This is a genomic window from Microlunatus sp. YIM B11417 (genome assembly GCF_059617205.1).
This window is the reverse complement of the sequence record NZ_JCAMPJ010000003.1, coordinates 762275-774179: the sequence shown is the minus strand read 5'-3', so window position 1 is coordinate 774179 and position 11905 is coordinate 762275. Positions and strand designations below refer to the sequence as shown.

Annotated in this window: 8 protein-coding genes and 1 pseudogene; 1 reads left to right on the top strand and 8 read right to left on the bottom strand. The window is 69.1% G+C overall.

All coding sequences use genetic code 11. The features are described from left to right. Position 1: 1 nt before the first annotated feature. The 7 genes and pseudogenes from AC6CCG_RS18660 to AC6CCG_RS18630 all read right to left on the bottom strand — a co-directional run bounded on the left by AC6CCG_RS18660 (position 2) and on the right by AC6CCG_RS18630 (position 9331). A complete protein-coding gene (locus AC6CCG_RS18660; protein ID WP_496656099.1) occupies positions 2–988 on the bottom strand; it encodes a phosphotransferase in 987 nt (328 codons plus the stop codon). 54 nt (positions 989–1042) lie between these two features. Continuing rightward, positions 1043–1756, bottom strand: coding sequence for a type 1 glutamine amidotransferase (locus tag AC6CCG_RS18655; RefSeq protein WP_496656098.1), 714 nt, complete (start codon positions 1754–1756; stop codon positions 1043–1045). A 28-nt stretch (positions 1757–1784) separates the two neighbouring features. After that, a complete protein-coding gene (locus AC6CCG_RS18650; protein WP_496656097.1) occupies positions 1785–2255 on the bottom strand; it encodes a nucleoside deaminase in 471 nt (156 codons plus the stop codon). Positions 2256–2295: 40 nt separating this feature from the next. After that, positions 2296–2541: pseudogene (locus tag AC6CCG_RS18645) on the bottom strand (DUF7677 family protein); the annotation flags it as partial. 8 nt (positions 2542–2549) lie between these two features. Further along, positions 2550–3053: a hypothetical protein gene (locus tag AC6CCG_RS18640; RefSeq protein ID WP_496656096.1), complete on the bottom strand. Its 504-nt coding sequence runs from the start codon at positions 3051–3053 to the stop codon at positions 2550–2552. A gap of 60 nt (positions 3054–3113) precedes the next feature. Next, complete coding sequence (locus AC6CCG_RS18635) at positions 3114–3518, bottom strand: hypothetical protein (protein WP_496656095.1); 405 nt, start codon at positions 3516–3518, stop codon at positions 3114–3116. After that, positions 3515–9331: a polymorphic toxin-type HINT domain-containing protein gene (locus tag AC6CCG_RS18630; RefSeq protein ID WP_496656094.1), complete on the bottom strand. Its 5817-nt coding sequence runs from the start codon at positions 9329–9331 to the stop codon at positions 3515–3517. Before AC6CCG_RS18630 ends, AC6CCG_RS18635 begins: the two co-directional genes overlap by 4 nt. Before the next feature lie 133 nt (positions 9332–9464). Here AC6CCG_RS18630 and AC6CCG_RS18625 point away from each other — a divergent pair, with 133 nt between their 5' ends. Beyond that, the gene (locus AC6CCG_RS18625; RefSeq protein ID WP_496656093.1) at positions 9465–10217 is read left to right on the top strand and encodes an SDR family oxidoreductase; all 753 of its coding nucleotides are present in this window, start codon (positions 9465–9467) and stop codon (positions 10215–10217) included. A gap of 86 nt (positions 10218–10303) precedes the next feature. On the opposite strand, the gene aceB is transcribed toward AC6CCG_RS18625, so the two are convergent. Further along, entirely contained in the window at positions 10304–11902 is a 1599-nt protein-coding gene (aceB, locus tag AC6CCG_RS18620) for a malate synthase A (RefSeq protein ID WP_496656092.1), read from the bottom strand. Between the last annotated feature and the right edge of the window lie 3 nt (positions 11903–11905).

Here is an 11905-nt window from a genome sequence, read left to right as displayed (position 1 = left end):
ATCAACGCTCCGGTCCCGCCAGGTGGGCGACCGACTCGGTCAACCCGCCCCAGGCGGTCTCCTGGTCCGGGCCGTCGCCGTGCGGCCGGCGGAACTCGTCGGCATAGAGTCCGATCTCCTCCAGGTCCCAGCGCAGGTGGTAGCCGTGAATCGTCTTCCGGTCGACCGGATGGCCGGTCGCGGCTGCGTACCGGTCGAGATCCTCCTCGGTCGGTCCGATGCCGGCCAGATCTCGCTCCGGTACGGCCAGCCCGACCGTGTCCCAGTCGATCAGGTGCAGGCCGCCCCCGCCACGGAGCAGGTTGCCCGGATGCGGTTCGCCGTGGGTCAGCACAAGATCATCGGGATCGGTCGGCTGCAGGGCCGCGATCGCGTCGAACTCGGCCAGCCGGTCGATCAGGGCGGCCCGATGGTCCATGATCAACTGCTGGGCGCGCCGGGTGTACGGGCCGGCTTCCGGCCAGCGAGCCTGGTCGGCGGCCAGCACGTCGGCCAGGACGTGCCGCTGGGTCAGCGCGATCGGCTGCCGCGGCGTGCCGGCCGGCGGTCGGGAGCCGTGCAGGCGGGCCAGCAGGTCGATCACCACCGCCCGCTCGGCCGAGTCCCGGGGCCGGCCGAAGGAGCCCGCTTCGGCTTCCAGCCAAGGAAAGACGCTGACCGCGTAACGCTCGCCGCACGGCCGGGTGACCCGCCCGTCGACGGCCGGGACGGGCGCCGTCACGAACTCGAGTCCGGGGCGGCCGGACAGGGCGAGCGCGGTGGCCAGGGCCCGTTCCAGCCCGGCCGCCGGGTCCGGCCCGAGCATCGTCTTGGCAGCAAGATCGGCAACGGTGACGAACCAGCGGCGGCCGTCCCGGCTGGTCGCGGTCCAGTGGTAGTCGCCGAAGCCGACCGGCGCGTAGTCCATGATCACCACGTCGAGCCGCCAGCCCTCGCCGAGCAGCGTGCCCAGGTCGGCGTCCTCGATTCCGTACGGTCGATCGCGCATGCCGAGACCGTACCGACCGGCGCGATGGCCGGGCCACCCGTTATCGGTCCTTGATCAACTCCGGACGACCGCGGCGAACCGTTCCGCGAAGCCGCGCCAGACAGCGGCGCTGGTCGGCTCCCACTCGGCCGCCTCGTTGATCACCTGCTCCGGATCGAAGCCCTGCTCGATCAGGTTGTCGGTGTTCCAGGACCGGATCCGGTCCAGGTCCACCTCCGGATGGAACTGGACACCCCAGGCCTGCTCGCCGACCCGGAAGGCCTGCAGCGGGCAGCGCTCGCTGCTGGCCAGCCAGACCGCGTCCGGCGGCAGCTCGGTGATCTGGTCGACGTGGTGCTCGATGGCCCGGAACGTCGGCGTCAGGTCGGCGAACAGGGCGTCCTGGTCCGCCTCGGGGCGCCGGGTGAGGACGGTGCTGCCGGCCTCCGGCTGCCCGTGCTCGGCGCGGACACTGCCACCGGCCACGTGCGCGAGCAGCTGGCCGCCGAGGCAGATGCCGAGCTGCGGGATCCCGCTCTGCAGCGCCTTCGTGGCGACGTCGCGCTCCCGGGCCAGCCAGGGACCCTTGGCGTCGTCGTCCGGCATCAGGCCGCCGCCGAGCAGCACCAGCGCGTCGTGATCATCGAGATCCGGGATCGGTTCGCCGTCGTAGGCGTGCACGACGTCGAGCGCGAGCCCGGCCTCCTGCCACCAGTCGGCGAAGCGGCCCAGGCCTCCTTTGCGGGCGTTCTGGACGACGAGCACCCGCGGTCGGGCCGATTCCCCCATGCTGCTCCTGTACGACGTTGCGGCTCGGTCAGTAGTCGATCTTGTCATCCAGCTGGTTCCAGGCCGCGAAGGGCTCCTCGGCGGCCGGCAGCTCGCGGTGCCGGATCAGGGTCGGCCAGGTCCGCCGGTCCCGACCGAGCAGCTCGTAGAAGGCGAGGTCGTCGAACCCGCTGCGGGCCGCGGCGTAGCGGTCGGCGGCGTACACGATCTCGTCCAGCCTGGCCCACAGCGAGGTGGTCAGGCACATCGGGCACGGCTCGCAGGACGCGTACAGGACACAGCCCCGCAGTGAGTGCGTACCCAGCAGTCGGCAGGCCTCCCGGATCGCCACCACCTCGGCATGCGCACTCGGATCATGGTCCTTCGTCACCCGGTTCTGCCCGGTCGAGATCACCTCGCCGTTGCGCACGATCACCGCGCCGAACGGTCCCCCGCCGTCGGCGACGCTGGCCACGGCGAGCTCGATCGCCCGCCCCAGATACGTCACCTCTGTGCTCACCGGCACTGTCTACCAGAGACCGCGCGCGGACCGTTGTCGCGACGACCGTCTGAGCCCGTTCCGCGTACTTCTCGTTGACCGGCTGGCCCTCATTGTCAAGTTCGAGCACGTTCAGAAAGATGGCGAAACAGATCTCCAACTGGCTCGGGGACTCGATGAGGTCCTCGAGATAGTCGACCCCTACGAGGAGTGGGTGACCCACCGAACCGCGGGCCACCCAGCCCGCGAATCTCCGGACCGCGCCGGAGACCTCCTGACTGACGCGGTTCCCGTCAGGTGCGGGCATGTCAGGTCTCAGGCCTCCTGCATCCTCTGCAACAGATCCTCGGCAAGGTCGCGTCGGTCCTCGTCGGCGTTGGTGTCCCGGACTCGCTCGAGTGCGTCGCGCGCGGCGTCCCCGCCGATCTTGAACAGGGCCCAGGTTGCGTTGTTGCTCAAGGTGGTGACCTCGGGTTCGTCAAGATAGGCCGGAGCGCGTTCGGTCAGTTCCGACAACACGTCGACCGCTCCCGGGTCGCCGAGATCCTGGAGCCGGAAGACGACATCCACATGGCGCTGGTGCCACTCGGCTGTTGCCGCCCGCTTCAGCGGACCGAGCATTTCGGGCGTCACGCCGAACGTGTAGACCACCCGCAAGGCGGCCTCCAGGTCGTCGGCGTCCTCACGCTCGACCGCGTCGGCGAGGAGCCGCAGGGCCAGGGCCAGCCCGTCGGACTCGCCGAATCGTTCCAGGAACTCCTCGGGACTGAGCTCCGGCGTAGCCCAAGCCGATGAGCCAACCCCAGAGTCAGACGCCACCGCTCAGGCGTCATCGCTTGGTCCGCTGGCGTAGCTCTTCGATCAAGTCCAGGCGTCGCATCACTCTGACTTCAGGGCCTGGCGCACCCGACCCAGATTTGCGCGGAAGAAGCCCAGCGCCTCGTCGATGCGTTCCCGAACCCAGGTTGCCCTATCGATCCCTTCCGGTTCATGGGCGACGGGTCCCTCCGCGATCAATTGACCGTCCGAGTAGCAGATGTCGCTGGTGATGCGTAGCCGACCGTTCTCAAGCTTGCAGTCGACCGAGAAGTCGATGCTGTCAATGTCGTCGTCGCGGTCGTCCAGTGCGATCGACGCGTAGGCACGGAACGGAAACACCGGCTGGGGTGTGACGTAGCCGGTGCGCCACCTGAGGCCAGGATCGGTCGTCGCCAGCTCCCGCTGGATCCTTGCCACGGCATGGTCGATGAGGGCCCGTTCGTCATTCCAGAACTCCTCCGTCATTTCGACACCTTGAACGTATCGACGATGGCGCTCTGAATCTCCTGCGTGAGTGGGTGCGGAGTACCCGAACCTCTGGATTCCATCCATGGTCCCAACTCGTCACGATTCTTCGGAATGAGTGACACGTGACCTGTGCCGTTGGGAACGGCGTCCAGATTCTCCAGCTTGTCGGTATCGATTTTCTGAACCTTTCCGCCGTGGGGCGCAGCCCGCTGGGGCGTGTCGAAGGTCGAAAGTCCGTCAACGTCCTTGGGTTTCGGCGTCAGCGCGTCATCGGTGGCGGAACCGCCTCGATAGACATACTTTGGCACGCACTCGTTGTGAACCCGAACCCAGTCCGTGCCGGTCCTGACATGGTAGTTGTGAAGATCCTCGACGTTGAAGTTGTAGACGGTGTGGGATTCCCCGGTGGCGATGGCTTTGACCAGTTCGACGGCGTTCTCGTCGGAGTCCACCAGGACGTCACCTGGCTGCAACTCTCGCACCGGAACCCAGCCCTTCCCGCGAACATAGAAGGGATGCTCGGCCGTCGAGGTCACCTCACCGGACGAGGTCTCCACTCGGAATGTCTCGACATCCTGATGGACGTAGGTGTCCACGACCTTCTTCGAGTACGTCCTACCCGTGTCGGGGTCGGCCGCAGTCACTTCGTCTCCGACCCGGACGTCCTCGATCGCCTTCGAGCTGCCATCCGCCATCAGCACCTGAGTCCCCGCCACGAAGCAGCCGCTCTTGGCCGTTCCGGTGAGCTTCGACAGAGCCTTGCTGCCGAAACGCTTGGCCCCGCTCAGGGCGTTCCTTCCGACGGTCTTGACCCCGTTCGCCAAGGCGGTTCGTCCGAGCGCGCTCGCTCCGGACTTCAGCAGCGCGCCGCCCGGAATCGGCACCATGCCCATCACGCCATCGAGACCGGCCTGACCCCAGTCCACCGAGCCCTTGGTCGCCTTCTGCTGCGCAACCGACATACCCATCGACAAAGCGCCACCGGCCAGCGCCAGGCCGACCGGACCGCCGACACCGGTCGCCATCAACGCCACGCCGGCCACGATCATGGCGCCGGCGGCGATGTACTCCCAGTTGTTCGCCACCCAGTTCGTCGTCGCATTCCAAGCAGCGGCGAGGGCACCGTTATTGGAGTCCCGATAGGCCTGCAGCTCCTCGTCCGTCACGGGACTGAGACCCCACGGGTCGGACTGGTTCAGCGGATCGTTTCCGGCGAAGGAGTATGGGTTCCCGGCCCACCCCGAACCCAGCACCGGATCCAGCGGATCCGTCGACAGGAAGCCGCGTGTGCCCGGGTCATAGACGCGGGCCTGCATCCATTCTCGGCCGCCCACCAGCAGGTTGCCCTGGCTGCCGACTGCCACGCCTGACGGCAGTTGGGGACGTGCGACGCCCGGCGCAACGCCCCAGGGATCAGTGCCGCTGGACCGGGGCCGCCAGTCCGGTGTCACCCATTCGCCGCCGTCGGCTTCGCCGCCGGCAGGGTCGGGGAGCAACGCGGTCAGCGGTCCGTAGCTGGAAACCGACACGTCGCCGATCTGGGCGAGCACCGGCACGAGACCGGCCGAGTCCCAGGCGACCTGCTGACCGTCCAGCGCAGCGAGTTCGCCGAGCGCGTCGACCCGGAAGTCATGGCTGGTCTGGACCTCCGCAGGCTCCGGGTCCGTCGGCAGGTCGTGGGTCCGGGCCGTGATCTTGTCACCGGTCCGGCTGATGGTCGTGATTCTGGCCAGGAATCCGCGCGGGTCCCAGCCGAACCGCTGCTCGCCGTCCGGCCCGTGCTCGCGAATCCTCCGGCCGGCGGCATCGTAGCCGTACTCGGTGACGCCGTCGGGCGTACGGCGAGAACGCAGCTGGCCGGCCACGTCATAGACATACTCGATGACTGCGCCGTCGGTGGTCTCCTTGATCATCCGGCCTGCGGAATCATAGGTATAGCCAGTCGCCGAGCCATCGCCACGGCGTGCTTGGACGAGCTGGCCGGTCGAGTCGTAGTCATAGTCGGTCCGCACGCCGTTGCTGGTCTGGGCGATCACCCGTCCCGCGGCATCGCGTTCGATCTCGACGGTCTCGGTGACCCCCTGCCGAGTGACCTGATGCCGGACGATCGCTCCGCCGTCCCACACCCAGGTCGCATGGAGCCCAGGCGCAGCCATGGCCACGATCCTGCCGATCGCGTCCCGGTCGATCACGGCCCGGCCCAGGCCCGGCGCGGTCGCTGCCGCGACCCGCCCGGCCCGGTCGTATTCGTAATGTGTCTGCGAACCGTCGCTGCGGGTGAACGAGGTCCGTCGCCCGTCGCCGTCGTAGGCCCACGACAGGGCGACTCCGCCGGACGGATGGTCCGCCCGGTGTCGGGCGCGCCGGATCAGCCGCTTGTTCTCGTCCCAGACCAGTTCGGTGACCGTGTCATCCTCACGGACCCGGATCGTACGACCGGCGAGGTCGTACTCGAGGCGGGACAGCAGCCGGTCCCCCGCGTGGGACTCGGTCAACCGGCCCGTGTCGTCGTAGCTCCAGGTGAGTTCGACGCCGGTCGGGTCGAGCCGGCGGGTCGGTCGTCCGGCCGCGTCATAGCCGTAGCGGGTCGTCCGGCCGAGCGGATCGGTTTCCGCGATGATCCGGCCGAGCGCGTCGTAGCGACGCTCGGTACGGCCGCCCAGCGGATCCACCACCGCCACACAGCGTCCGGTCTCGTCGTACTCGTACCCAGTCTGGCCACCGGAGGCGTTGGTGACACCGACCAGTTGCCCGGCCGCGTCGTAGCGCATCCGTCGGCGGCCGTACCAGCCGTCGGTCAATCGGATCACGCGGCCGGCCTTGTCGTAGCCGAAGCCCGAGGTCCCCTTGCCCGGTGCGTAGCGCTCGACGACCCGACCGCAGGCGTCGTACCCGATCCAGGCCTGTTCGCCGGTCGGCCAGTGTTCCCGGACCAGCCGACCGTCGGCGTCGTACTCGAACTGGTAGCGGGAGCCGTCGGTGTCGATCGTGGCGTTGCGGCGTCCGCACCGGTCGTACTCATAGCGGTACGTGGTGCCCATCGGGTGGGTGATCGCCACCGGCCTGCCGGCGGCGTCCCGCTGGATCGCGGTGGTCGCCCCGTTCGGGTCAGTGTGCTCGACCAGCTGGCCGCAGCGGTTGTAGCGGTAGCGCGTGATGGCTCCGTCCGGCCCCGTCTCGGCAACCGTCCGGCCCAACGCGTCGTAGTCGGTGGTCGTCTGCCACAACCGGTCGCTGAGCTTGGTCGGCCGGCCCTCCAGATCCCGCTGCACGGAGTGCTCGACACCGGTCGGGTCGACCGTCCGGGTCAGGAACCCTTGTGCGTCGTAATCCAGCTCCCAATGGCCACCGGCAGCGTCCGTCCGCGAGGTCGGTCGCGACATCGCGTCGTAGCCGAACTCCCAGCTGCTGCCGTCGGGCAGCTCAGTCCGGGTCTGGTTGCCGAGGTCGTCGTAGGTCTCGGTGACGGCGTGGCCCAGCGGATCGACGACCCGGGATCGTTCGCCGTGGTCGCCGTATTCGATCGTGGTCCGGCCGCCGAGCGGATCGATCGTGGCGGTGACCCGTCCCCCGGCCGAGGTCTCATAGCGCCAGATCGCACCGTCCGGATCCTGCCGGGACTCCAACGCCCCTGCCTCGTCGTAGCGGTAGGTGGTCCGGTGTCCGAGCGGGGTGATGGCGGCGCTGATTCGACCAAGATCATCGCGGACCAGCCGAGCCGTGTTGCCCTGGGCATCCGTGCTGGCAATCAGGTCGCCATGCTCGTCATGATCGAATCTCAGTACCACCCCGACTGGGTCGACGATCTTCTTCAGCAGCCCGGCTGACCACTCCATGGTGGTGATACCGCCCTCGGGATCGATCACCTGGCTGGGATCCCGCGAATCGCCCTGGTAGCTGTAGCGCGTGATTGACTCGACCGTGTGGTCGTGATCATCCCGGCTGCTGACCTGAACGGTGACCGGCCGGTCAGCGTCGTCGTACGTCCAGCGAGCCCGGGCCCCGGACGGCAGTGACTGCTCGATCCGCCGGCCGCGTTCGTCGTAGGTGTTGACGGTCACGGCACCGTTGCGTTCGGTGATCATGACCGGGTTGCCGTAGCGGTCGTAGCTGGTGGACTGGCGCTGATCATCGGCGTCGATGACGCCGATCAGCCGGCCCTTGCCGTCGGCGATCCAGGTGTTGGCCCGCGTGCCGTCGGCGTCGGACACCTCGGTGACGCCACCGGGCAGGTAGACGAAGCGGCTGGTCCGGCCGAAGGCCGAGCGCTGGGTGGTGACCCGGCCCAGTTCGTCGTACGTGTTTTCCGCCTCGACGACGCCGTCGGGGTCGGTGACGGCGTCGATCAGGTCGGCGTCGTTCCAGCGGTACGTGCGGGTGCCGGCCGGGGTCTCGGCCGCAAGCAGCCGGCTGCGGTCGTCGTAGCGGTAGTTCACGGTCCGGCCGTCGGAGGCGGTCGCGCCGGTGATCCGTCCGGTCGCGTCGTCCCAGGTCAGGTCCAGGGAGCGGCCGAACTGGTGGGCCACCGAGACGAGTCGGCCCTCGTCGTCGTACCAGTAGGTGACCTTGGTCCCCGGTCCGGTGCTGGTCGTGAGGAGCCGGCCGTCGGCACGGAGGTCCCAGCACAGGCCGGCCGAGTTCGTCACCCGGTAGCCCGCCTCGACGCGGGCCAGCCACAAGTTCTCGCCGTTGGCGCGATCCCAACCGTCACCGAGCCGCGGGAAGACGACCTCGCGGCCGTCGGACAGCCGCAGTCGCGCGGCCTCGTCGGTCAGCGTCAGCCCGGCCTCGGCCCAGGAGGACCAGCCACGGCCGAACGCGCCGAGCTTCTGGTTGAGCGAGTTGTAGGTACGGGTCAGGCCCAAGTCCGCCGTCGCACCCGGGAAGGCGAGATCGCACTCGTTCTCGATGAAGTTGCCGGTCGCCGTGTTGACCGGGTCGTCCGAGTAGCCCGTCGTGGGCGGCGAGCCGTAGGCCGTCGGCGGGTCGACCACGATGTCCTGCCGGTTCACCGCCACGTTCGCGGCCCGCAACGCCGCCTCGATCGTCGAGTTCGACAACGTCGAGACGTTGCCCTCGCCGCCGGCCCGGGCGAACGCATCGGCCACCGTGGTGGCCCACTTCGCATCCTCACCGTTCAGCCGCAGCCAGTCCTTGAGACCCTGAATCGGGCCCGACGCGTCGAGCGTCGCCCACGAACAGGCGGTCGCGAACTCGGTGCACTTGCCCTCGAGGCTCGTCGCCTTCCCATCGAACGCCCCGTCACCGCCATCCGTGCTGGTGGCGAACGACCGCAGGTTCGACGGCTTCGCCGACGACGTCCCGCCACCGCCACCGCCGCTGCCCGGAGCCGGCGTCTCGCGCGGCTTGGACGCGGGGGCGCTCACGTGCTGGGCCGGTCCGGTCTCCTTGATGTTGACGTCCGGCGGATCCTCGCCCGAACCCCAGAAGTCGTCCCACGCCTTCTCGAGTCCCGACCTGTCGGCCTGGCGCTGGGCCCACTCGCGGGCGGTCTTGCGGCGCTGGTTCTCCTCCCGCGCCGCCTGCTCGACGTCCTCCAGCTTCGTGGCAACGGCCCGCAACGCGGTGACGACCTCGTCGAGGTCACCCAGCTGGGTGGTGCCGTTGGTCTTGAAGATGTCGGAGAAGTGGCCCTGGAACTGCTCCAGGCCGGTCGAACGCCAGGTCGAACGGTCGCCCCGCTGACCCGACAGGGTGTTCGCCGCCGTACGGAACGCCGACTTCACCTCGCCCGACACCCCGAAGTCGTACGTGACGTCCGGCATGCCCTTCAGCTTGTCGATGTCCACCACAGCCGCTTCAACCCCTTACCCGCGCGTTGACTCTCATCCAACCTCAGTTGACGGGTCGCTGAACGGATCGGATCCCGCGATCGCCTGTGGGCTCGCTCACAGGCTCGCTCCGGGTGGGAGGATGTGCCGCGTGACGGGTGAGATGGCATCGAAGGTCGCGGTGATCACGGGCGCCGGCAGCGGGATCGGCCGGGCGGTGGCACAGGCGTTCCTGGCCGCCGGCTACCGGGTCGCGGCCTGCGGGCGGCGGCCGGAACCACTGGCCGAGACCGTGGCTGATCATGATCACGGACTGGTCGTGCCGCTGGACGTCACCGATCCGGCCGCGGTGACCGCGGGCTTCGACCGGATCCGGTCCGCGTTCGGCCGGGTCGACGTGCTGTTCAACAACGCCGGCTGGTTCGGGCCGGCCGGCGGCGTGGACGAGATCTCGCTGGACGACTGGAACGCCTGCGTCGCGGTCAATCTCACCGGCGCGATGTTGTGCGCCGCCGCGGCGGTGTCGATCATGAAGGAGCAGCAACCGATCGGCGGCAAGATCATCAACAACGGCTCGATCTCCGCGCACACGCCGCGGCCCCGGTCCGCCGCGTACACGGCGACCAAGCACGCGATCACCGGGCTGACCAAGTCGATCGAGCTGGACGGGCGTCCGTACAAGATCAGTTGCGGACAGATCGACATCGGCAACGCGGCGACCGCGATGACCGGCCGGATGACCCAGGGCACCCTGCAGGCCGACGGCCGGCTCCGTCCGGAGCCGACCTTCGACGTCGCCGGGGTCGCCCGGGCCGTCCTCATGATGGCCGAGCTGCCGCTCGACGCCACGGTCAACTCGTTGGTGATCACCGCGGCCGGGATGCCGTTCGTCGGGCGCGGTTGATCACGACTCGCACGCGCCCTGAGCCTGTCGAAGGGGAAAGGCGGAACTGACCCAGCCCTTCGACAAGCTCAGGGAGCGTTGCGGCTTCAGGTCAGCTGTTCGTACGCGGGCAGGGTGAGGAAGTCGACGAAGTCCTCGGCCAGGCAGAGGTCGCTGATCAACTTCTTGGCGGGCTGGTAGTAGCGCTCGAAGGTCTCGGCGTCGACCTGACCGCGCAGCTTCGCGGTCTCCTCGTCCAGCAGCCGGGCCACCAGGTCCCGGGTCACCGACTCGCCGGAGTCGGACAGCGTGACCGCGTTGTTGATCAACTGCCAGACCTGGGACCGGGAGATCTCGGCGGTCGCCGCGTCCTCCATCAGGTTGTGGATCGCGACCGCGCCACTGCCGGCCAGCCAGGCGGCGGTGTAGGCGACTGCCACCTCGAGGTTGTTCCGCAGCCCGGCCTCGGTGTTGGAGCCCTCCGCCGACGCGACGTCGAGCAACTGAGCCGCGGTCACGGCGACCTCGGGGCGCTGCCGGTCGACCTGGTTGGGCCGCTCCCCCAGCACGCCGTCGAACACCTCGCGGCACACGTCGACCAGGTCCGGGTGGGCCACCCAGGAGCCGTCGAAGCCGTCGCCGGCCTCGCGGGTCTTGTCGGCCCGCACCTTGTCCAGTGCGGCCGCGTTGATCGACGGGTCCTTCCGGCTCGGGATGAACGCCGCCATGCCGCCCATCGCGAACGCGCCGCGCTTGTGGCAGGTCTGCACCAGCAACTCGGTGTAGGCCCGCATGAACGGCGCGGTCATCGTGATGTCGCCGCGGTCGACCAGGACGAACTCCGGCCCGGCGTCGCGGAAGTACTTGATGATGCTGAACAGGTAGTCCCAGCGGCCCGCGTTCAGCCCGGAGGCGTGCTCGCGGAGCTCGTACAGGATCTCGTCCATCTCGAACGCGGCCGGGATGGTCTCGATCAGCACGGTGGCCCGGATCGTTCCATGATCAACGCCGAGCTCGGCCTCGGCGAAGCTGAACACGTCGTTCCAGAGCCTGGCCTCGAGGTGGCTCTCCAACTTCGGCAGGTAGTAGTACGGCCCGCGACCGCCTTCCAGCAGCGGCCGGGCGAGGTGGAAGAAGTGCAGCCCGAAGTCGACGAGCGCGCCGATCCCGGGCCGCCCGTCCACCTCGACGTGCGCCTCGTCCAGATGCCAGCCGCGCGGCCGCATCACGACGACGGCCAGCGGGGCGTCGGTCCGCAGCGCGTACGTCTTCCCGTCCGGCTGCGTGTACGCCAGCGTCCCGGCGGCCGCGTCGGACAAGTTGAGCAGCGCGTCGACGACGTTCGGCCAGGTCGGACAGCTGGCGTCCTCCAGGTCGGCCAGCCAGACCTTGGCGCCCGAGTTGAGCGCGTTGATCGCCATCTTCGCCGGAGTCGCCGGGCCGGTCATCTCGACCCGGCGATCCTGCAGGGCCGGCGGCGCGGGCGCGACCTGCCAGTCCGCGGCCCGTACCTCGGCGGTCTCGGGGAGGAAGTCGAGCCGACCGGACTCGGCGGCCGCCGCCCGGCGCGCCACCCGCGCCCCGAGCAGTTCGTCGCGCCGCCCGGCGAAGCGTTGGTGCAGCCGTTCGACGAAGGCCAGCGCCTCGTCGGTCAGGATCTCCTCGGCTCGGTCGATCGGACGGCGGTCGGTCACCGTGATGGTCATCTC